This window comes from Brevibacillus borstelensis, from assembly GCF_036700025.1.
Classification (GTDB): Bacteria; Bacillota; Bacilli; order Brevibacillales; family Brevibacillaceae; genus Brevibacillus; species Brevibacillus borstelensis.
In genome coordinates, this window is sequence record NZ_CP144922.1 from 5,475,001 (window position 1) to 5,496,260 (window position 21,260).

Annotated in this window: 20 protein-coding genes and 1 pseudogene (1 of these 21 running past the window's edge); 9 read left to right on the forward strand and 12 right to left on the reverse strand. The window is 43.0% G+C overall.

Annotated features, from left to right (window positions below):
- Nucleotides 1-410, forward strand: partial view of a polysaccharide deacetylase family sporulation protein PdaB gene (gene pdaB, locus V5G20_RS26330; protein ID WP_003391897.1) — the 3' portion only. It extends 355 nt beyond the left edge of the window; only the last 410 of its 765 coding nucleotides appear in the window; its start codon lies off the left edge, out of view; its stop codon occupies nt 408-410.
- Between the two features lie 29 nt (nt 411-439).
- On the opposite strand, the gene V5G20_RS26335 is transcribed toward pdaB, so the two are convergent.
- Complete coding sequence (locus tag V5G20_RS26335; protein ID WP_024985077.1) at nt 440-1,018, reverse strand: KinB-signaling pathway activation protein; 579 nt, start codon at nt 1,016-1,018, stop codon at nt 440-442.
- A gap of 123 nt (nt 1,019-1,141) precedes the next feature.
- Between V5G20_RS26335 and gerD the strand changes: the two genes are divergently transcribed.
- Nucleotides 1,142-1,798 carry a spore germination lipoprotein GerD gene (gene gerD, locus V5G20_RS26340; protein WP_003391903.1) on the forward strand — a complete coding sequence of 219 codons (657 nt, stop codon included), beginning with the start codon at nt 1,142-1,144 and terminating at the stop codon, nt 1,796-1,798.
- A gap of 48 nt (nt 1,799-1,846) precedes the next feature.
- Here gerD and V5G20_RS26345 read toward each other — a convergent pair whose 3' ends face one another.
- The 5 genes and pseudogenes from V5G20_RS26345 to V5G20_RS26365 all read right to left on the reverse strand — a co-directional run bounded on the left by V5G20_RS26345 (nt 1,847) and on the right by V5G20_RS26365 (nt 6,306).
- On the reverse strand, nt 1,847-2,953 hold the full coding sequence (locus V5G20_RS26345) for a P-loop NTPase (protein WP_003391906.1): 1,107 nt from the start codon (nt 2,951-2,953) through the stop codon (nt 1,847-1,849).
- A gap of 146 nt (nt 2,954-3,099) precedes the next feature.
- The gene (cwlD, locus tag V5G20_RS26350) at nt 3,100-3,816 is read right to left on the reverse strand and encodes an N-acetylmuramoyl-L-alanine amidase CwlD (protein WP_003391909.1); all 717 of its coding nucleotides are present in this window, start codon (nt 3,814-3,816) and stop codon (nt 3,100-3,102) included.
- A 192-nt stretch (nt 3,817-4,008) separates the two neighbouring features.
- Nucleotides 4,009-4,068 (reverse strand): annotated as a pseudogene (gene rpsI / locus V5G20_RS26355) (30S ribosomal protein S9); the annotation flags it as partial.
- Nucleotides 4,069-4,343: 275 nt separating this feature from the next.
- The gene (locus V5G20_RS26360; RefSeq protein ID WP_172920206.1) at nt 4,344-5,207 is read right to left on the reverse strand and encodes a hypothetical protein; all 864 of its coding nucleotides are present in this window, start codon (nt 5,205-5,207) and stop codon (nt 4,344-4,346) included.
- A 181-nt stretch (nt 5,208-5,388) separates the two neighbouring features.
- The gene (locus V5G20_RS26365) at nt 5,389-6,306 is read right to left on the reverse strand and encodes a hypothetical protein (RefSeq protein ID WP_251247576.1); all 918 of its coding nucleotides are present in this window, start codon (nt 6,304-6,306) and stop codon (nt 5,389-5,391) included.
- Between the two features lie 158 nt (nt 6,307-6,464).
- Here V5G20_RS26365 and V5G20_RS26370 point away from each other — a divergent pair, with 158 nt between their 5' ends.
- The 5 genes from V5G20_RS26370 (at nt 6,465) to istB (V5G20_RS26390) (ending at nt 12,793) form a co-directional block, all read left to right on the forward strand.
- On the forward strand, nt 6,465-7,910 hold the full coding sequence (locus V5G20_RS26370) for an IS1182 family transposase (protein WP_024985259.1): 1,446 nt from the start codon (nt 6,465-6,467) through the stop codon (nt 7,908-7,910).
- Nucleotides 7,911-8,121: 211 nt separating this feature from the next.
- A complete protein-coding gene (gene istA / locus V5G20_RS26375; protein WP_008409807.1) occupies nt 8,122-9,345 on the forward strand; it encodes an IS21 family transposase in 1,224 nt (407 codons plus the stop codon).
- Complete coding sequence (istB, locus tag V5G20_RS26380; RefSeq protein ID WP_008409491.1) at nt 9,342-10,109, forward strand: IS21-like element helper ATPase IstB; 768 nt, start codon at nt 9,342-9,344, stop codon at nt 10,107-10,109. Before istA (V5G20_RS26375) ends, istB (V5G20_RS26380) begins: the two co-directional genes overlap by 4 nt.
- Before the next feature lie 453 nt (nt 10,110-10,562).
- Nucleotides 10,563-12,071, forward strand: a complete 1,509-nt coding sequence (gene istA / locus V5G20_RS26385) for an IS21 family transposase (protein ID WP_024985313.1) — start codon at nt 10,563-10,565, stop codon at nt 12,069-12,071.
- On the forward strand, nt 12,071-12,793 hold the full coding sequence (istB, locus tag V5G20_RS26390) for an IS21-like element helper ATPase IstB (protein WP_122915621.1): 723 nt from the start codon (nt 12,071-12,073) through the stop codon (nt 12,791-12,793). Before istA (V5G20_RS26385) ends, istB (V5G20_RS26390) begins: the two co-directional genes overlap by 1 nt.
- 26 nt (nt 12,794-12,819) lie before the next feature.
- Here the strand turns inward: istB (V5G20_RS26390) and V5G20_RS26395 are convergent, their stop codons facing one another.
- The 4 genes from V5G20_RS26395 to V5G20_RS26410 form a co-directional block, all read right to left on the reverse strand.
- Nucleotides 12,820-13,452, reverse strand: a complete 633-nt coding sequence (locus V5G20_RS26395) for a hypothetical protein (RefSeq protein WP_338462836.1) — start codon at nt 13,450-13,452, stop codon at nt 12,820-12,822.
- Nucleotides 13,453-14,645: 1,193 nt separating this feature from the next.
- Complete coding sequence (gene istB / locus V5G20_RS26400) at nt 14,646-15,389, reverse strand: IS21-like element helper ATPase IstB (RefSeq protein ID WP_227278642.1); 744 nt, start codon at nt 15,387-15,389, stop codon at nt 14,646-14,648.
- Nucleotides 15,386-16,894: an IS21 family transposase gene (gene istA / locus V5G20_RS26405; protein WP_024985261.1), complete on the reverse strand. Its 1,509-nt coding sequence runs from the start codon at nt 16,892-16,894 to the stop codon at nt 15,386-15,388. Before istA (V5G20_RS26405) ends, istB (V5G20_RS26400) begins: the two co-directional genes overlap by 4 nt.
- 524 nt (nt 16,895-17,418) lie before the next feature.
- The gene (locus V5G20_RS26410) at nt 17,419-17,919 is read right to left on the reverse strand and encodes a hypothetical protein (protein ID WP_172920279.1); all 501 of its coding nucleotides are present in this window, start codon (nt 17,917-17,919) and stop codon (nt 17,419-17,421) included.
- A gap of 292 nt (nt 17,920-18,211) precedes the next feature.
- Here V5G20_RS26410 and V5G20_RS26415 point away from each other — a divergent pair, with 292 nt between their 5' ends.
- Both V5G20_RS26415 and V5G20_RS26420 read left to right on the forward strand, forming a co-directional pair.
- Nucleotides 18,212-18,520 carry a hypothetical protein gene (locus V5G20_RS26415; RefSeq protein WP_338462838.1) on the forward strand — a complete coding sequence of 103 codons (309 nt, stop codon included), beginning with the start codon at nt 18,212-18,214 and terminating at the stop codon, nt 18,518-18,520.
- A gap of 121 nt (nt 18,521-18,641) precedes the next feature.
- Nucleotides 18,642-19,787, forward strand: a complete 1,146-nt coding sequence (locus V5G20_RS26420) for an IS4 family transposase (protein WP_025845287.1) — start codon at nt 18,642-18,644, stop codon at nt 19,785-19,787.
- Nucleotides 19,788-20,116: 329 nt separating this feature from the next.
- Here the strand turns inward: V5G20_RS26420 and V5G20_RS26425 are convergent, their stop codons facing one another.
- Both V5G20_RS26425 and V5G20_RS26430 read right to left on the reverse strand, forming a co-directional pair.
- Nucleotides 20,117-20,476: a hypothetical protein gene (locus tag V5G20_RS26425; protein ID WP_251247596.1), complete on the reverse strand. Its 360-nt coding sequence runs from the start codon at nt 20,474-20,476 to the stop codon at nt 20,117-20,119.
- Nucleotides 20,477-20,735: 259 nt separating this feature from the next.
- Nucleotides 20,736-21,221, reverse strand: coding sequence for a hypothetical protein (locus V5G20_RS26430; RefSeq protein ID WP_172920277.1), 486 nt, complete (start codon nt 21,219-21,221; stop codon nt 20,736-20,738).
- Nucleotides 21,222-21,260 lie beyond the last annotated feature (39 nt).

Below are 21,260 nucleotides of genomic sequence, written 5' to 3' on the forward strand. Positions count from 1 at the left end.
ACCATGACTTTTACAGCAAATACCCCGACGAAGAAATCCGCACACAAATCAGCAAAGCCCACACCATTTTAACGGAGCTGACCGGAAAGAAACCTACACTTATCCGACTTCCAAACGGCGATTTTGACAAACGGGTTCTCCAAATCGCAAGTGAGATGGGCTATACGGTCATCCAGTGGGATACGGATTCCAAAGACTGGACGAACCCTGGCGTAGACGTCATCGTAAATAACGTACTGTCAAAGGCTCACCCAGGCGACATCGTCCTATTGCACGCCAGCGACACGAGCAAAGAGACCCATCTGGCCTTGCCCAAAATCATCGATAAGCTTCGTGCGGACGGGTACGAATTCGTCACTGTGTCGGATCTCATTGCCGGCTCCCAGGTAAAAAGCCAGGAGGTTAATTGAAAAAGCTGACCAGATCCGGTCAGCTTTTCCTATTTTACCACTCGATGAAGTTGCATGACTTGCCAGACATTGCAGAACAATAAGGGAACCAGCATCGACATCGTGGCATAAAAATTATGCTGTTTGAGAGCTGGAATCCACTCGATGGCAGAAAAAACAAACATAAAGAACAATGTCGGCACCCACGCGCTATGATTCGTCAGCTTCGCCTTTGCATATGCCGTTACAATGGCAATCACGAGCAAGAGAATGGGCTCAACGAAAAATTCCGATATCCCTTTTCCTTCTCCCAGCATCGTATACCGCAAGTAAACCATATCGAAAAACGCGAACAGCACCAGGAAAATCTGTATATTTTTCCACAAGCCTGGGTTCTTGAAAAGTCCTCTGGCAAAGTAACTGATCGTCATATAAGCAAAGAGGCCCATTTGAGCCACAATGCTGATCGTCATCCCATACAGCATTTGCATAAAGGTTCCCATAAAAAAGTTGGCCATTGTGCCTTCCAGCAATTTATCGGAAGCAAAGATAAGACCTACCACAATGCCGCCCAATCCACCAAGCAGCAACGTAGTAAAAAACAGCCAGCCGTACTTGCGCAAGCTCACCGAACGTCCCTCCAATCTGCATCGCTTATGATTGTACCAACCCATGCAAGAAAATACTAGCGTAAGAACAAAACAAAATGCGCACGTTACTCATTAGACAGGGTAAAGGAGGGTAACCGCCTCATGTGGAAGAAAAGTGTTTCTTTGTGGCTGTTGCTGGCGGTCAGCCTGATCATGACAAGCTGCGGCAACGGAGGGCAAGCCCAGGGCCCGGCACAGCCTGATTATAAGAGTGTAAAGGATATGGTGCTCGACATCCTGCAAACGGAAGAGGCCAAAAACTCCGTTGCGAAAATGATGAAGGACGACAAATTTACACAGAACCTCATCATGGACGAGTCAACCGTGAAGACAACGCTGATCCAAAGCATTACCAACCCGGAAAACCGGCATATCAAAGAAGCCTTCAAAGACCCGAAGTTTGCCAGCACCCTGGCTAAGTCGATGAAAAATGAGCATAAAACATTGATGAAAGACCTGATGAAGGATCCCGAGTATCAAAAAATGCTGATCAGCGTAATGAAAGACCCGGAATTTGAAAAAAATCTGATGGAAATGATGAGAAGCTCCGCCTATCGCAAGCAGACCATGCAAATTATGAAGGAATCCCTGCAGAGCCCGCTGTTCCAGGAAGAGCTCATGAAATTGATGACAAAAGCCACCGAAGACATGATGCAGCCGAAAGAAGCGAAAAAAGGACAGAAAAAAGGCGGTCAGGGCGAAGGCGGCGGTGGTGGCGGTGGAAGTGGCGGCGAAAGCGGCGGCGGCGGTCAATCGTAATAAAAAAGGTGAGCTCCAATAAGAGCCCACCTTTTTCCATAGTTGCGTTTATTGATTGACAGTGGCTTCACATTTCTCGGCCACAAGCTTTGCCATATCCATATAAATGCTTCCAATCGCCGAATCCTGCCGGTAAACGGATGGAGAATAGTCAGCCTCGGCTGGATGATTTTCCGGCTGACCGAGCGGAATTTGCGCCAGCAATTCCGTAGCAAGCGTCTCGGCGAGCTTGGCTCCTCCGCCTCTGCCGAATACGTATTCCTTGGAACCGTCTTTCGCCTCATACCATGCCATGTTTTCGACGACACCGAGAATTTCATGCCCCGTCTTCTTCGCCATGGCGCCGGCACGGGCGGCCACGAAGGCAGCGGTAGCATGCGGAGTCGTCACAACGATTTCCTTGCTTTGCGGGATCATGGTATGGACGTCGAGGGCCATATCGCCCGTACCCGGAGGCAAATCAAGCAAGAGATAATCGAGGTCTTCGCCCCAATGGACTTCTGTAAAGAAGTTCCGCAACATTTTGCCCAGCATCGGTCCACGCCAGATGATCGGGGAATTGTCCTCCACGAAGAATCCCATCGACATGACCTTTACCCCAAACTTGTCGACGGGCAGGATCGTCTCGCCAATAACAGTTGGGCGTTGCTCAATGTTCATCATGTCAGGCACGCTGAACCCGTAAATATCGGCGTCAATAATCCCGACTTTTTTGCCTAAACGCGCCAGCGAGACGGCCAGGTTGACGGTGACCGTCGATTTGCCCACTCCCCCTTTTCCGGAGGTGATGGCAATAAACGTGGTCATCGAGTCTTTTGCCAAAATCGGATTGAGAACGGGCGCTTGTCCTGCCGGTGACGGAGATGACGCCTGTCCTCCGCGCAACTGTGCGCTTAACGCTGCACGTTCTTCATCGGTCATGGAACCGAATTGCAGACGGACTTCTTTGGCACCCAACTCTTTGACGGCAGCAATCACGTCTTGTTCGATTTTGGCTTTCAACGGACAGCCGGAAATCGTGAGAACAACGGTCAAACTGACAGTTTCTCCCTCGATCTGGATGTCCCGAATCATATTTAATTCGACCAGGCTGCGGTTGATTTCCGGGTCTTTTACATCACGAAGCGCTTCCAGCACGCTTTCTTTGGTCAACATCGCGTCCACCTCTATCTTATATGATACAAACGTAAACAGAAGCTCTTTAGGGTATGCGCGTCCATTATAGCATATCCGACGGGACCATACACGGCTGCGGGTGTTTCGAAATTGCAACAGTCAGACCGTCAGCAAGGAAACGCTGATCACGGTGCAGTCGGCGGCTTTTCCCCGGCGTAATGCCGCAGTATCCCTTGATAAATCGCATTGGCCATAGCCTTTTGGTAATCAACCGAGCGCAGGCGTTTAGCTTCCGCCTCATTGCTGACAAAACCAACCTCCACCAATACAGCGGGACAATCTACCTCGCGTATCAAAAATACGTCGTCCGTTTTGCTCGGCACCCGGTCCGTATTCTCCAGTACCCGCTTGATCTCATCCTGAATGAGGTAGGAAATTTCCTCGCTCTTTTTGAAAGCAGGATAGTAAAACGTCTGGGCCCCCTTCCACTTTGGCGATGGAATCGAGTTTACATGAACGCTTACCAAAAAGTCAGGGGAATTGTCGTTGACAAACTTGACCCTGTTTCGGATATCCTCTGATTTTCGTTTCCGCAGCCGTTCTGCCTCAGGGGAAGCCAGATCCTTGTCCTCTTCCCGCGTCATAATGACGTGCGCCCCTGACTGCAGGAGAAAATCACGCAAGTACAGACTGATTGCCAATGTCACTTCTTTCTCGATGACACTGCCATCTGACGAAACAGCTCCGCCGTCTTTTCCTCCATGTCCAGGATCGATGGCGATGACTGTCCCTGCCAAGGGCAATGACCAGGTCGTCCAGGAGGAACGATCTGGTGCTTCATAGGTGAGCAACAGCACGAGCAGAAGAAATGATAAGATGTATCCCGTTACTTTTCGAGCCACCTTGCACCGTCCCCTTTGTCCATTCTCGTTTCATCTTATGGACAAAGGGCCGCAAATATGACGGCTTGTTCGAGTTCGCTTACCCAATAAACCAAACCTTGATCCGTCCCTACAATAGATCCGTTGGCGAAAAAACAAAAACCCCCTGCCTTTGCATACACAAAGAACAAGGGGTTTTGCATAAAGCCTCTCTTAGCGCTTGGAGAATTGAGGAGCGCGACGAGCAGCTTTGAGACCGTATTTTTTACGTTCTTAAATGAATGCTTAGGATACGCTAGGACTACCTAGTATTATATAGGAAGTTTCGTGTTTTATATCCGGTATCTTAGGATGTGTTCAGATAAGAATATGGTCAAAATATGGTCACGAAAACCCGGCTCCGTTATTTCATGGTGCCGGGTCTTCTTTACATCATGTCAGCTGCTTCATTACGTCATTGCCCTTTTTCCACTTTTGTACTAAAGAAGCCTAAACCGGTCAATATCACCAATCACTTATGAATTGAGAATATTTCGCTCTAACAAATATTAAATAAGAATGACCGGCTCAAAATCCCATTCTTCATCAGTAAATCCGCTTTCAATTAATAACTCTTTTACTTTTCTGCTTATAAGCATATTCCGCTTTACTCTTTTTTCACTCACTGCTTGAAATTCTAACGAATAATTAAAATCCGCGATAACCTCTGAAACATTTTTACTATAATGATACGGGAAGATCAAATGCCCCCCTGTTCCACAAGCTAGGCACTTCAATTTTCGGGCAATAGGATCATTTTTAATTTCATCGGGTATTTTTTGTGATGGAAGAATATTTGTTGGTATTACTTCATAGGCATTTCGTTTCTTCGCTCTTTCTCCATAATGTTCAACTTGCTCCAGTTGATATCCCGTAAGTTCCCATTCATTAAATAGTGAAGCTATTTTTTCAGATATAACCAACCTCGAATCAACGTATACGAAATTTTGTTTTTCTACATTTGCTGTATTGATTTTCAATGCCCCCACCTTTTCATAGATGGCTCTTCCACATGTATCACAAAAAGGTTTAATTTGATACCTGCCTTTGTTAGTGGTATAACGTTGCTCAATGTTTCCAATAGAAGGTACTCGGAAGAGTGGGGAAGTGGTCAATTCGTGTTCCGTATATTGAAATACTAATCTAAAATCTAGTTCCCCATCTTCTACAAAAGAAAGCTTTGTCATTAGGCTTTCTAAAATAGCAGGTTCATATGGTATACGTAAATCGTAATCAATAACAACATATCCACCCTTGATTATAAACGGCTCTGGCGGAGAATAGGAAATTCCAAAATCTTTTAATACTCTATCCACTCGTGGCTTTAGTTCTAAACTTTCAACTGTAAACTTCATAACGGCTGTTTTCTTCACTCTGTTCCCCCCTATCAAACTTATATAACGAATAACTGACACTTTATATATGAAATACAAAGTGTCAGTTATGCAATCATTTATTATTTATTAATTGTGTGTTGGCGAGTTTGAGCAAATTTCCACAGAAACTCATATACGGTGGCCTCTAGCGGAAACTCAATTGCCTTTCCAAAAGTTTTTAAACAGTGTTGTTTGTCAATACCGGAACAAGAGACCATTTAGTATCATCAGAGAATGTCTTATTATGGGCAATTCCATGTTCAACTAATAACGTGATTACCTTCTTACTAACTAACATGTGCCGAATAACTGTTTCTTCATTGATAGGATAATATTCATAAGTTAAATTAAAATCCTGCATCAATTGACTTACTTTCCTATCATAGCTATAGGGTAACTGTAAATGCTCTACAACACCACATTCAGGACATGTTCGCATCTTGACTTGAGGATCACTACTTAGTTGGCCGATCAAATTTTGTGGTGGCAAGATATTAGTGGGAATAACCTGAAAGGCATTTTGTCCTGTTGTTGATCCTTTATGCCTTACCTCTCGTAATATATATCCTGATAGATTCCACTCACTAAACTTATCCGCAAGATCCTGGGAAATAACCATATGTTCGTCGACAAATATTAGCGGATTTTTTTTAATGACTGATGTATTAAACATTAGTTCGTTTTTTGTAACTTTCTTATTTCTTAAGCAACTTGGGCAAAATGTTATTAATTCATCTTTCGATTTACTGGAGAGATATAATTCCGACTTGTTACCTATTGAGGTGATTCTATATAATTCGGCGTTTCTTCTCTCATCATCAGTATACTCATATATATAGCGAAAATAACGAAAAGTAGATGACATACTTTTACTTCCTAATGATTCCTCATAAATCGAGTTCAGATTCTCTAATATCGTTGTGATTAACTTGATATCGTACGCTACCTCAAATTTATACCGGACATAAACATCATCATTTTTTATATCTGATTCTGGTATTACAAAATCTTGTATTAAAGTATTAAGAATTTGATCAATTTTATACTTGATTTTGAGATCATACACTTGAAACGAAAAATGAACTTTTATCTTCATTAACTCACCTCATTATTTAGATAATAATACTATAACTCCACACCAAAGGTGTGGAGTCAGCCTGTAGACAAAGTTCCGTAAGGAACAGGGTCTGCAGGCTTTTTTGTTGAATATAGAACATGTTACGTTTTCAAAAGTTATTTTTTAGAGGTGGCATTATGCTTAATAAGCAAGAGGCCGAAGGGCGTTATCAGATATCTGCATTCTCGCTAGATGAGTTGGTGCCAGAAGATCATCTCGTAAGAAAAATTGAAAATGCAATCGACTTTTCGTTCATCTATGACTTGGTGGAAAGCCTTTACTGTCATGACAATGGCAGACCCAGTGTTGACCCTGTAGTCTTAGTTAAAATTGCTTTCATCCAATATATTTTTGGAATTCGTTCCATGCGACAAACGATTAAAGAGATCGAAACCAATGTTGCCTATCGGTGGTTTATTGGCTATGATTTCAGTCAGCCCATTCCCCATTTCACGACCCTAGGCAAGAACTATGTTCGCCGTTTTCGGGATACTCAACTCTTCGAGTCGATCTTCCTTCGAATATTGGAGGAGGCGGTTCATCATGGATTCGTGAAGCCTGATGTGCTTTTCATTGATGCTACGCATGTAAAAGCCAGTGCGAATAAGCATAAATACGTGAAAGAAATCGTTGAAGAACAAGCGAAGAAATATCAAGAGCTGCTGGACGAAGAAATCAATCAGGATCGTATTGCACATGGAAAGAAGCCCCTTGAAAAAAAGACAGAAACTTCGAAGAAGGAGGTGAAAGTCAGCACAACTGACCCGGATTGCGGATTGTTTGTAAAAGGGGAAAAGGAACGTGTATTTGCTTATAGTTTTCATACAGCATGTGATCGAAATGGATTTGTGCTTGGTGCCAAGGTAACGCCAGGCAATGTGCATGACAGTCAGGTTTTTGAGGATGTTTTGAATCAAGTGCGAAAGACGTTTGCACAGCCTCAAGCTGTGGCAGTGGACTCGGGATACAAGACGCCTTACATCAGTAAAACACTCCTTGATGACCAGATTCGCCCCGTTATGCCCTACACAAGACCACGCACCAAAGAAGGTTTTTTTAAAAAGCACGAATATGTGTATGATGAATATTTCGACTGCTACATCTGCCCGAACGAGCAAATCTTAACATATGAGACAACAAACAAGGATGGGTACCGTATCTATCGATCAAATTCTCAAGTTTGCCGAAGTTGTCCGTTCTTGAAACAATGCACGGAAAGTAAAGACTACACAAAGAGAGTGAGTCGCCACATCTGGGCTGATTACCTCGAAGAGGTAGACCACCTCCGGCATACCGAGGAAAACAAACAAATCTATAGCAAACGGAAAGAAACGATTGAACGTGTATTCGCTGATATGAAGGAAAAGCATGGCATGCGTTGGACGACCTTACGAGGACTGGAGAAGGTCACGATGCAGGCGATGCTTGTTTTCGCTGCCATGAACTTGAAAAAAATGGCGACCTGGCTATGGAAATCAGGTCGCCAAAAGGTGAACGATCAAAACACCTTCGGTATTTTCATCAAATTATTAAACAAACTCCCTCTGCTGTTCGTTCAGCGAGGGAGTTTGTCTGCAACCTGACTCCACACCAAAGGTGTGGAGTTCTTTAAATCCTTAACGGATACTATGTTGCTTTTCCCTCGCAAATTTATACAAAAATTCGTAAACTTCATCATCAGTTGTCACCGCCGGGATATAATTGACCCAGGTTCGCCGGAAAGAAAATGACCCACCCATAGCGAATATATCCCCTTCGTAATTAACGGCCAAGTTAATCTTCGGAGGGAGACACATGCTAAGGAGTGGGATAGTGATATCGTTACATACCATGAGGGCAGAAGGCAAGAGTATTCGTGAAATTGCCCGTCTAACGGGGCATTCTCGAAATACAGTTCGCCGATATCTCCGGGGTGAATTCTCCCCCGAAAAGGGAACCCGTAAATCTCGTGGTTCCAAGCTTGATCCGTATAAACCGTTCCTGCAGGAACGTCTTCAAGAAGGTATCTATAACTGCGAGGTTTTATTCGATCTTCTACGAGAAAAGGGGTATACCGGGGGACGTACCATCTTGAAAGACTATGTGAAGGACTTCCGTCCTCCCAAACAAGTTCCCGCTGTTCTTCGTTACGAGACGAAACCTGGTGAATATGCACAGGTCGACTGGGGACTGTGTGATTACGTAGATTTGGACGGTACAGTCCGAAAAGTGCCGGTATTTGTCATGGTATTGGGGTACTCTCGTTCCACCTATATAGAGTTCACTAAGCGTTGTGACATTCACAGCTTTCTTCGTTGCTTGATTCATGCTTTTGAATATTTTGGGGGCATCCCAAAGGTAATGCTGACCGACCAGATGAAAACCGTCGTACTGGGCATGGGAGATGATCGAAAACCTCGCTGGCATCCGCTTTTTGCCGACTTTGCTGCAGCGATTGGGCTTGTTCCAAAAGTATGCAAAGTTCGACGCCCCGAAACAAAGGGAAAAGTGGAACGAGGCGTTCAATACGTAAAAAACAACTTTCTTCCTGGCAAACGCTTCGTTGATTTACAGGATCTCAATCAACAAGCCCTACACTGGTGCGAGCGGATTAACCGCCGTATTCATGGAACAACCGGCGAACGTCCCATCGACCGACTCCGTGAGGAAAATCTGTCGCCTATCCCTTCAGCTGAACGATGGGAAAAATACTTGCATGAACCGAGACAGGTCAGCCGAGACGGATTTGTTAGCTACGATGGTGTACGATATGGGGTTCCATGGAGGTACAGTGGACGTGAGGGTACCGTGCGAGAAGTGAATGGGTGGGTGGAAATCTGGGCCGACGGCACATGTATTGCTCGACACCAAAAGGTCTATCGATCCCGTGCAACTGTTTTTTGTGAAAACCAGTATGCAGGTCTTACGACTGCTCAAGGATATGCCTATCCACGTCCGCAAGCCCGACAGATTTCATCGCAGCAAGTGGAAGTGCGTTCGCTGGATGTCTATGAGCAGCTGACGGGGGTGGGAGCATGATTGAACTGGAACAGGCACGGCTACGTCTTGAGGAACTTGGGCTTCAGCAAGCGGCTCTACTCTTGGATGCCCATTTGGAAGCGGCAAGTCATGGACAGCCCACCTATCTGTCCTTTCTCAACATGCTTCTAGATGCAGAGATAGCGGAACGTCAAAAACGGAATATGGAGGTACGCACCAAACTCGCACACTTGCCTTACCGAAAAACGCTGGAGGAGTTCGATTTTGCTTTCCAACCCAGCATTGACGAACGGTTGATTCGAGAGCTGGCCACGATGACTTTTGTAACCCGACACGAGAATGTCTTGTTCTTAGGGCCTCCCGGAGTAGGAAAAAGTCATCTGGCGGTGGCGTTGGCTGTAGAAGCCATCTCGCAAGGGATATCCGTTTACTTTGTCAGTCTCTCGCAACTCATCGAAGATCTGCGAAAAGCTTACACGGAAAACAGGCTGGATAAACGCCTACGCATCTATATTCGACCAAAGCTCCTGATTATTGACGAAATTGGTTACTTACCGTTTGACAGTTTGGCAGCTAACCTCTTTTTCCAGGTAGTAAGTGCAAGATACGAGAGAGGGAGTATTCTGTTGACCAGCAACAAGAGTTTCGGTGAATGGGGGGAACTGATGGGCGATCCGATACTTGCTACGGCTATCCTGGATCGGCTCTTACACCATTCCCACATCGTCAATATTAGGGGGAATAGTTACCGACTTCGTGAGAAGATGAGGACTGGAGCCTACGGCTCCCCCTCTACCACCTAACCAACAAAAAATCGCCGGGTGGGTCAATTCTAAACCGGCGATGGTGGGTCAAAATAAAGTCGGCGTTGACATCAGTGTCTCTCCATAGTTTACGATATACGTCAATATGAGTCTCCAATATTTCAGCGCGAGAATACTGATTATAATCAATGCCGTAGGGAATCTCTTTTCTCATCGCTTTAGTGATTGGATCGTGGTACTCCTTAGGTATTGCAATACAAAACATATCATCTTCATGGGTTCCCAATCTTTTTGCAAAGCGTTTCTCGAATATGTGATGTCTATGCCAACCAGAAGGTATGTGTTTATGGCAGACTAAAAATGTAGGTTATGGCAGTTAATTTATGCAGACCCGTAGGGGCTGCATAAATTAAAAAACCACTTGCCAACATCCCCTTATCAAAATACACTCCTGTTGGGCATTACAGACGACGGGAGGTATAAAGTTAGGAGATGTTAGCAGTGGCAGAAATTAATTATATCAGGCATGAGGCAAACAAAAAAGGGCGAGCTTATAGCAAGATTGCCAAACAAATGAATCGTGATTCAAGGACGGTTCAGAAGTATGCAGAAATGGATGATTTCAATCTACAAGAAAAGCCCAAGCAAATTCGAAAAGCTAGAGTCATGGAGCCCGTTAAACCTATTCTTGATCAATGGATCAAAGAGGACTTGAACAAGAAAAAGAAGTTCCGAAGAACAGCACAACGCTTGTTCACGCAATTAGTGGAGGAATACCAATTTACAGGATCATCTCGCTCTGTCAGACAATATGTTTCCCAACGTAAGCACCAGTTAGCGGAGACAAGTGATGCTGCGGCATTGCCATTGGAAACGAGACCTGGATCAGCTCAAGTTGATTTTGGAGAAGCACCATTCAAATATCAGGGAGAAAGTGTTACCTTGCCATTCCTCGTTCTCTCGTTTCCTTATAGCAACACGTTCTACTTTCAAGTTTTCCAGTCTCAGAATCGAGAATGCTTTCTGGAGGGATTAAAGCGTATCTTTCACTATATAGGTGGAGTTCCAAAGGTCATTCGATTTGATAATTTATCACCAGCGGTGAAAAAGATCATGCCAAATGGTCAGCGTGAACTGACGGAGGAATTTCAAAACTTCGTTTTTCATTATGACTTTGAATACGAGTTTTGCAATCCCGGTAGTGGCAATGAAAAAGGGCACGTAGAGGCGATGGTCAAGTACGTTCGCAACAACTTCCTGCTTCCTGAGTTGCAGATACACAATCTTGATCAGCTAAACGAAACCCTTTGGAAAAAAGCCGAGAAAGATCGGGAGAGACCTCATTATGTGAAAGAAACCATGCTTTCCGAACTATATTTGGCAGACAAGGAACACCTTCTTCAATTACCTGCCAAAGAGTTTGATTGTATCCGATATGAACGAGTAAAAGCGGATAAATACGGATATATCCGAGTCGAAAATAAACTCTACTCAACGTCTCCCCGTTTTGCCAAATGTATGGTTTTGGCAAAGATCTCATTTGACCGAGTCGATATTTTAACTGAAGAATATGAGCTGATCGTACAGCATCCCAGGCTGTATGGCAAAGAGCCAAAATCAGTGATTTGGCAGCCATATTTGATATTGATGGCAAAACGGCCAACTGCTATTAAATACACAAGTTTTTATGAACAATTGCCAATCGAATGGCAAGTCTATCTCTCGAATTGCACGGTCCCAGAGAAGCAAGAAGCTCTCCAGCTACTATCCGTCATTTTAAAAAACGATGATATGAAAATACCCACGCAAGCTTTGCAGCTTGCCTCTGAGAATGGTCACCCAGCCGTTGATTCTATTAAGCAGATCTATTATCAACTCATGAATGGCCGTGGACAAAGGGATACCATCCAACCGAAAGGTTTTGTTCCTGCCGTTCCAACAGCCACTAGAGGATTAGCCCATTACAATGAATTTTTTAAGGGAACGGGAGGTCATCACTAGTGGATGCATTGATAAAAGAATATTCAAAGCGTCTCAAGTTGAGTTGGGTTCGGCAACATTTCCATGAGGTTGAAGCTACTACAAATGAAGAGTACTTACTCAAAATACTAGAAAACGAGATACAACAACGAGAAGTACGGAAAATCAATCTGCTCTTTAAACAATCTTCCTTGCCAAGAATAACAGGAAAGCCATTTGAATGGGGTCATATTCAGATGGGACAAGGTCTCACGCAGGATCATATCCTTCATGGTGGATTTATAGAGGAGAAAGAAAATCTGATCTTTTATGGCGGTGTGGGAACGGGGAAAACGTACTTATCCACTCTGATTGGCTTAAATGCCATTCAGCAGCAAGGGAAAAAGATAAAGTTCTTTACTGTCGCTGGATTAGTCAATCGGCTGCTAGACGCTCACGAGACTGGCTCGTTGAGCCGATTCTTTAACCATATTGAGAAGCTAGATCTGTTAATACTCGACGAACTGGGGTATATTCCTCTGCATAAACAAGGTGCAGAACTGCTATTTCAGATTATCTCCATGTGCTACGAAAGAAAAAGTATTATTATCACGACCAATCTACAGTTTGGCCAATGGAATCATATATTTGGTGATCCAATTTTAACAGAGGCAGTTATTGATCGCTTGATTCATCACTCTCATTTGATCGTCTTCAATGGCGAAAGCCATCGATACAAAGAATCGCTATTACACGGTAAATAATTTAGGGGTTGGCAAGTGGTACATTTTTAATTGCCATTTGCTACATTTCTTACTTGCCAAAAACAAGGTATGTTTTTTAGATTATCGTAGACATCAATCCCAATCTCAAGTGCCTTCTTTAATGTCTTATTGGCTCTAATCATCCGCTCAACGCCAGAAATTGCTGGAACACCCGGAAAGACAACTGACGCACCATCAAATACTACTTTAAATCCATTCCAAAGCGTAGGTTCAGCCCTGTAGTCAGCCAAAGACAACATAAAGTTGCCTACATCAAAAGCTGTTTCAACCCATTGAGGTTTAATTACACCATCTTTTTTATCAGCGGCTAGAGTGGATAGGTTTGATTCGGCAACTTCCTGAAAATCGAATTCATTAGGATCTAAGTCTCTAATTTTTAGTTCTTTTAACTGATAACCTTCGCCCAAGGACTCGAAATCAGATTCATCTAACTCTGTTCCGTTCGTCAAGAACATAGTTGTAGAGATTTGATCCCCTTCAGGTGACTCAAGGATTACTTCCGCAACTCTATCTACGTCAAACTCTGGCTGTGCTACATTTTTGGAATTTGCAGCAAAGGCATAGTTGTTTATCGGACTAACTAGCAATACTACCACGAGGAAAAAAGTGAGTAATCTACTAATCACATTCATACGCATTTGCAACCTCCTAATAAAAATTGGTCGTGAAAATGGTAATGGTGTGATATAAATTGATAATCCTCCAAATCACCTCATTTCCCTAAATATTTACAAATTTATTTGTATATTCCCATGATATATAAAGAAGTTTTGCATTTCTACCAAATTCGATTTACATATTTCGACATTTTTCTCAGATAAATATACAAAGTCCCTTACTTACTGATTTTTACGAAATCCATGCTTCAACGCTTTTGATTTTACCCTTTGGTAGTTTTATGATTTTTACGATCCCCGTCCCGCTTACCCTGCAGGTAAAGCGCTGCAGCAGTTTCTCGGACAGGATCAAACACTACCCCTGTGTATATTGCATAGTAAAAGTGCTTAATTTTGTAGCAATTACTTATGCAGATTAAAGTGACTGGGTTTGACATGGAGAGGTGGGTGTGATAGGCTTGTCAGCCGTTACGAAGCCATTGGCTTCGCCCCTTCGCAATGATTCATACCCATAGAGGTTCCATGTCAAACCTATGCATAAAAGTTACTTCTGCATATTGATAAAAAATCATCGCAGCAAAATTCGGCACTTTTCGATTGCCAAACACACCCCCTGGATTGTTTCTATAATAAGGTCTTTCCCTTTCACCCGGACGTATCGTCTCCGCTATCCATTCCGGCAAATGCCGAATTCCACTGTCTTGACTGTTCTTTTAAATGTCTCAGATTAATCATCTCGTTTTTTACCTGCACGCCAGTATTAAAGAGTCAGATACTGATGTGCTCTGACCCCTTGTCGTTGTTGGCGAAGTAGGAACGCTCTTCAGAATTTTATTGCTGTCGCCTGAATAGTCATTATAAGAATTTGTACGTGGTACGTTTGTCTGGTACGCCTGAAGTTATCTCTTCTCAAAAAAATGCTGTAAAATCAAGAATATCCCTTACCATCTCTATCCCGTTTCGATAAATTGTAGCTTCTATACTAGAAGCCCCTCTCTGATGAGAAGGGCTCTTTCATGTCGGTTCAGTTATTTCCCGTTTAAACAGTCGGGCACATCATTCTTTGGGTATCCCACCATTGTTGATGGATTCGCTCGCAACTGATCAGCATCCTAGTGTGAATGTCAACCAAAATGTTGACCACAGTGCTCATCAAAAAATTGACCACCATGGCAAAAATCAATCCACCCGTCGGGTGGGTAACTTTTTCATGATCACGATCTTTGAATGCTCTGTTTAAAGCGATAACTGTCCCCATTCATTGCAAAGATGTGGGCACGATGGGTAAGCCGATCAACCAGGGCTGACGTCATTTGCTCATCTTTGAAAATCTGTGTCCATTCCGTAAATTCCAGATTACTGGTAATGATCATGCTTCCTTTCTCATAGCGGGCCGCACAAAATTGGAATAATAACTCCGCCCCGGTCCGACTGAGAGGGACAAACCCGACTTCATCCAAAATAATCAAATCTGTTTTCAACCATTGCCTCTCTAGCTGGAGAATTCGCTTTTGGGACTGAGCTTCCATAAGCTCATTGCATATTTTAGCGGCAGTCCAAAACTGGACGGAATAGCCATGATGGCAAGCTTCCTTCCCGAGTGCAATGGAGAGATGAGTTTTGCCAGTGCCAGAGTTTCCGATAAACATGATGTTCTCTGTCTTTTCGATGTACTCACAGCGAGCCAGTTGAAGCAATTTGGGCTTGTTGAGAGACGGAATGGCTGAGAATTCAAATTGATCGATCGTTTTCATAGAAGGGAATTTGGCATGCTTGATGCGACTGGCGATTTGGTTAGCATCCCTTTGCTGAACTTCTTGCTCTAGTAGGGCTAAGAGGAACTCCTCGTAGGGAATTTGCCGTTCAGCAGCATCATGGGCAATTTCCTTATAGACACGTTTAATCGCAGGTAAGCGAAGGCGTTTCGCATAGGTTTCAAGCAAGAAACTCGTACTCAATGAACCACACTCCTTTTCTGTAACAAACGATTGTACTGGCTAAGATCTGGGGCCTTTACCTGAATACGTGGAACAGAGCTATCCTCCACCAACGAGAGTTGGGGTAGACGGTGTTCCGGCAATGTTCGCTGAAACAATAATTGCCTTACGGCATCATATTGGAACATCCCTTTTTGGCAGGCCTCCTCCAGTGCTTCTTCGACAAGAGAAGTATCGAATTCACGGTGCAAAAGCAAGAGTCGAACGAACTCCTTCATCCCTCCTGGTCGGTTGCGGCACTTGTCCAAGAACTTTTGGTAAATGGCGGGTAATCCTGCCTGATGCAATGGTCTAGCATAAAGAACTGCTCCTGGACGAATAAGAAGTAAATCCAGATAATGATCGTATTGCAAAATCTCCTTTCCCTTTTCCAAACACCGCTCATGCGTCGCAATCAGGCTTTTTCCGTGATACACCTCAACTTTTTCAGCAAACACTCGGCAAGTAAGCTGGGTCGATGCATAGGAAACGGGGACGGAATAGGCATTTTTCTCAATGTGGATCATGGATAGCGTATTGCTTTTCACGGGTACAACACGGAAACAATCCAATGGCCGTGGAGGCAATGGAAGCATGATAGGCAACTCTTGAGCAAATGCTTCTCCAACCGTTAGTGAAGACCTTGGAACGGTTGTATTCTCGTAAGAGATACATTTTTCGAGGAGGATTTGATTGAGCTCCTCCAGAGAAGAAACACTGGGTACAGGGGTAAAAAATTGCCTCTGAGCAAACTGTACGAGGTTTTCCACCTGGCCTTTTTGATGCCCTTTTCCGGGATCACAGAAATAGCTTTCAAACAGGTAGTGGGCACGTAGCTGAGTAAATCGCTCTTGTTCCTCGCGATTTTTACCCTCCAATACCTTCTTAACGGCTGTTGTCAGGTTGTCGTATGTGATGACTTGGGGAACAGCACCGAAAAATTCAAAAGCATCTACATGACCTTGGAGAAGAGCCTCTTGCTTCTGATGAGCAAATGTTTTGATAAAAATCTTTCTGCTGTATGTGCAACGCATACAAAAGACTTGAACCTTTACTTGTTTCCCTTGTAAATGAACCGTAACCTCACCCCAGTCAAATTGAGCAAAGCGCCCTGGCGGGAAATCGAGAGGGACAAATGCTTTAGGGGGAGAAACCCGCAACTCTCTGACGTAGCGTCGTACAGTAGATTCACCGCCGGTGAATCCATGTTCGTCAACGAGTCTCTGGTAAATGCGTTTGGCAGTATGACGCTGCTTCGGGGGAGCTTGTTCATCTTGATGCAGCCACTCCAAGATGATGGGCTTGACAGAATCAATGACTGGCTTTGGCTTCGGTTTTGAAAGCTGATACACAGGAATCTCAGAGGATTTCAAAGCCTTTCGTATCACTTGACGGGAATAGCCGGTCTCTCGAGAAATTTGGCGAATCGACTTTCCTAGCAGAATGTGTTGTTTCCTGATAAACTCGTAATTAGCCATCTGAAGCATTTCCTTTCCTCCTATATCTTGTGGTCCGACAACTTCAAGATACAGGAAAGAGGTGCTCAGGTGGTCAACTTTTTTATGAGCAATGTACCACTAGGTGGTCAATTATTAGATTAGCATTCACATCCTAGGGAACAAGAAGGAATTGTAGCTCAGCAGTAATCATATCTTAAATCCAAAACTGAATCCCATTTTTTCAAAAACTTTTATGCCATTCTGTCACCGATTGGATAATTGCAAGTCATATAGCGATCAAAGGTAATAGCAGCAATTAACGGCAGTTGTCACGTATTTTTTTATCGGATGTCGTTCCGGTGGTGACTAGAAAATCAAATGGAGTCTAATCTGGTTCGGATTTAGCACCAAAACCTTCTTCCTATCTGATGAATAACCCGTTTCCATGAAAGATCTCTCGCTCCCCTCAACCACTAGATCATCTGGATGTTGCCGATAGGCTACTCATCATAATTCGAAAGAGACATCAAGAAATGAAAATGCAAATAAAATGTCCTCCGGTATGGAAAACCCTATGTATCTTTAAACTCTCGTAAAGAAAACATTAAATTTCTTCCAAGCTTTTGAACATGGACCCGTTCGGAAAGAGCTAAAGCCTTGTGTAAGATAATGTATGGGTTTGACCAGTCGACTTGTAGTCGTTTTTGTAATTCCTGATACAATTCCGACATCGTCACTGGAGACGACTCTTCCAGAATGCTCTCGACCTCTTGGGAAATCCGAGGATAATCATAATACTGGTATGTCCTCCTTGTTTTCTGTGATTTCTTAGCAAATTTCTTGTTGGAAACTTCTGATTCGATCGGCTTTGTCTCTGTTTTCTCCAATCTGCTTTGGGAACCGTGTAACTCGTGCAACTCGTCCAATTCACGAATACGGTTCAGTACCTCTTTAATCTCCGCTGCAAACTGACTATCCCGTTCCACATAATCACTTCGCCAAGATGCTCTCTGTTCCAAAAGAGCATTCAATGTCTTTTCTAAAGCGACTCGCTCATTGAAAAATCCACCCATTTGACTACTCCTTACTTAGGTTATTTCAAAAAATTATACCCAATTATAGCTGTTCAAAAGAGCATATTACAAAAACTCTCCGATATAAGAGAAAATACAGCGGTAAAATCAACCTACGAATGGATTGCCAAAGTCACTACAACTGGGTATCTCACAATTGAGGTCAAAATGGAAGGCGTAAGTTTACATGCCTCCGAATACATGCCTCCGAATACATGCCTCCGAAGTTCGACAAGGTATGGTATAATTAGCAAGAGTTGACAATCCTTTTAGAAAAGTGGAGGATGAAAACATGGGGAATTATGTTCTTTGCTCTGTTTGTGATCACGATTACACTCATATCATGGGAACAATTCAAGTCAAAGATGATGACAACTATCAAGCAACCGAATTCATTATCAATCATCAATATCGAATCCCCGCAAAGGTAGAATACAAATTCCGTTCACAAGGTAACCTTCACATCATATTCAGGTGTGAATCCGGGCATTTCTTTATCAAAAGCTTTGATGGCCATAAAGGAAACGTGCACATTGATAGCAATCCACTTATGGATGAACTAGCTAATTATTTGAATAAAATCTCACTAGCGTTGCATTAATCTTTTCCCATCATTCAAAATACACATAATCTTTGGTATTTGGTTGTCTAGGGAACAAAAAAATCCTTTACACTGGAAAGGTCAGGTAGTTCCTGTCCAAATCCAACGCAAAGGATAGCTCATGGACAAGAATACCCTATTTTCTTCATTTGGTAAATGGGTTGCACCCATCAATATTATGAAACTTCAACAACGAATTGACGAAACGGATCAAGACAAGTACGTGAAGAAGCTGACGACAAAAGCGTATCTTCTCCTATTTTTACATGCCCAACTTCAGCAACGCGAAGGGCTTCGAGCCATTGCTGACGATGTTCTATCAAAGAAATTTCAGCAAGAATTAGGACTGTCATCGATCAGCCCCGCACAGCTTAGTCGAAAAAACAATCGGGTAGAACCTGCTTTGCTTGAAGAAGTTTTTGTCGACCTTGTCCAGCAAATTCAACGCGTTTCTGGAAAAGCCTGCTCTCTTCGAAAACACATAAAGATCATTGATTCCACTACAATTGGATTATGTTTGCAAAAGTATAAGTGGGCAACCTTTCGCGAAACAAAGGCAGGAATCAAAATTCATCTTCGTCTCGTTTTCGCAAGCCAGGAGGATGTCTATCCTGAAAAGATTTCCCTAACTTGTGCCAAATCCAATGACCGCACCCAAATGGAGTCGCTGATTGATGAGATCGGAGCCATGTACGTCTTTGATCGAGGGTACGTGGATTATGAAAAGTTCGATGAGTATACCGATCAGGGCATCTTTTTTGCTTCACGTCTCAAGGATAACGCGGAAACTCGTCATTTGTATACTTTCAAAGTACCACCAGAAAGCTCCGTTTTATCCGACTCCATGATCCTTCTTGGAACGCCACAAAAACGGGTGGATAATGTGTTACGACTGATTGAAACGCATGATTCGAAAGGAAATCGTATTCGAATCATCACCAATCGGTTCGACTTAGAAGCAGAAGAATTGAGCGACATCTACCGTTGGCGCTGGCAAATAGAACTGTTTTTCAAATGGATGAAACAACACGCAAAGATCAAGACGTTCTATGGAACAAGTGAAAATGCGGTCTGGAATCAAGTTTTTCTCGCTCTCATTGCTTACTGCTTGTTGCTTCTTGTAAAGCTGGAAAGAAACAGTCAGCACAGTCTGCTGCAAATCAGTAGATGGCTCAAAGTGTTTCTCTGGCAGACCTTTGAACAATGGATAGGCAGAATGGATTACCAATCCAAACGAACATCCAGAGGGCGACAGAAAAGGAAGTAAGTGTTGTTTGTTGTTGTCGATGTTGTAATAAATGTATAAAACTACCAAATGGATAGTGGCTACCTTTTGCTTGGCTGTTCTCGTTTTTGGTTGTAAAGTTGAAAATGTCATTCAGAATAATTTGACAATAGATGGATTCATTTTTTATGCAACGCTAATGATAAAATCTACAAAAAACAAAAAGAATCATCGCTTTCGTTTGACTATGAATTACTTGGCAATATTGAAAAATTTATTAAACAGCAAGAATAATTCTCTTTCTTTGAGATTGAATTTTTATAGCAAAAAGCCCTCCCCGGAACAAATCCACAGGAGGGCTTCGCACGTTCTTACACCTTCTTAATTCTTCTGCGTAAATAACGATACATCAACGTCACCAGCCATACCCATGCTATTTTTCCGCCGAATAGTTTAAATCCATATTGGATACGAGCAGCCAGAAATTCATATCGATCGATGAGTTCTTGTTCCTTGGTCAGCACGTACAACTCGAATCCTGAATAGAGGCTCTCGATTTGGGCGATAAACCCGAAGATGCGAGGGAAAAGGTCATCTGCCATAAAGAGCAAAATAAATAGGAGCAAAGCGATCAGCGCGCCCCTCTCCTGCACAAATCCTTTTATTTGATCGACTATCGTTTGCGGACACATCTTTTCAAGAATTTCACTGTTTTTGAAATACCATCCCACTCCACCTGCAAGTCTAGGGCTGCGGCGAGCTCCCGGGCAGGAGCATAGGCAACGCCAGCTTCGATTGTCTCCGTCAGGTCTTGGCTGTTCACTCGAATTTGATTTGTGTCTGTTTGCCGTAGGCGAATACCCGGATGCCACCCACCGGCTTCTTTTTTTTGCGGATCGATGCGACCAGAATCTCCTTGTTTTATTTAATTTGACTCGGTCTAAAAAAAGGCCTCTTAACGAGAACGCAAATTCCCGTCGAAGGAGTGCCTTATTTTGGTTGTTTTAAACTTACTGAACTAAAGTATAAGTTTTTCTTTGTATCTTCTTGAATAGATGGTTTCAATTCCTTAAACCAGTCTTCTTCCAAATCCTCTTCTTTAAGAACATCTGGTCTCCAAAGTATCAAACCTAGTCCCGGAAAAGTAAAACAAGTATCTAATTCCGTATCACTCCTATCATAAGGGGATATTTCATCAATTAGTCGGATCAACTCATCGGCCTTAGTATTGAAAATGTCAATGTTCATAAATAAGCATTGAAAATCATCCTTTAATTCTGAAGGAATTTCTATAAACTCTACCTTTCCTTCCGAATCATATTTGATATTAAATGCAGTTTTAAAGTAATTTTTCATATAATTTGGCTTTTGATACTTAGTTGTATATTTTTCGATACATTCGTTAACTTCATCTTTGGTCATACCAAGCTTTATGTCCCCAATTCCCTTGCCTGATTCAATTAATAACACGTCCATATTATCCCCCTCGTTATATGTAACGGTTTCACCTATAGA

What these genes read in the sequence shown, in the direction of transcription:
- V5G20_RS26410 (WP_172920279.1), bottom strand. Translation starts at nt 17,919, where the DNA reads ATGGGTGGATTTTTCAATGAGCGAGTCGCTTTAGAAAAGACATTGAAT.
- V5G20_RS26415 (WP_338462838.1), top strand. Translation starts at nt 18,212, where the DNA reads ATGGGGAATTATGTTCTTTGCTCTGTTTGTGATCACGATTACACTCAT.
- V5G20_RS26370 (WP_024985259.1), top strand. Translation starts at nt 6,465, where the DNA reads ATGCTTAATAAGCAAGAGGCCGAAGGGCGTTATCAGATATCTGCATTC.
- V5G20_RS26345 (WP_003391906.1), bottom strand. Translation starts at nt 2,953, where the DNA reads ATGTTGACCAAAGAAAGCGTGCTGGAAGCGCTTCGTGATGTAAAAGAC.
- istA (WP_024985261.1), bottom strand. Translation starts at nt 16,894, where the DNA reads ATGCTTCAGATGGCTAATTACGAGTTTATCAGGAAACAACACATTCTG.
- V5G20_RS26395 (WP_338462836.1), bottom strand. Translation starts at nt 13,452, where the DNA reads ATGCGTATGAATGTGATTAGTAGATTACTCACTTTTTTCCTCGTGGTA.
- gerD (WP_003391903.1), top strand. Translation starts at nt 1,142, where the DNA reads ATGTGGAAGAAAAGTGTTTCTTTGTGGCTGTTGCTGGCGGTCAGCCTG.
- istA (WP_008409807.1), top strand. Translation starts at nt 8,122, where the DNA reads ATGCTAAGGAGTGGGATAGTGATATCGTTACATACCATGAGGGCAGAA.
- V5G20_RS26420 (WP_025845287.1), top strand. Translation starts at nt 18,642, where the DNA reads ATGGACAAGAATACCCTATTTTCTTCATTTGGTAAATGGGTTGCACCC.
- V5G20_RS26430 (WP_172920277.1), bottom strand. Translation starts at nt 21,221, where the DNA reads ATGGACGTGTTATTAATTGAATCAGGCAAGGGAATTGGGGACATAAAG.
- istB (WP_008409491.1), top strand. Translation starts at nt 9,342, where the DNA reads ATGATTGAACTGGAACAGGCACGGCTACGTCTTGAGGAACTTGGGCTT.
- V5G20_RS26365 (WP_251247576.1), bottom strand. Translation starts at nt 6,306, where the DNA reads ATGAAGATAAAAGTTCATTTTTCGTTTCAAGTGTATGATCTCAAAATC.
- istA (WP_024985313.1), top strand. Translation starts at nt 10,563, where the DNA reads ATGTTAGCAGTGGCAGAAATTAATTATATCAGGCATGAGGCAAACAAA.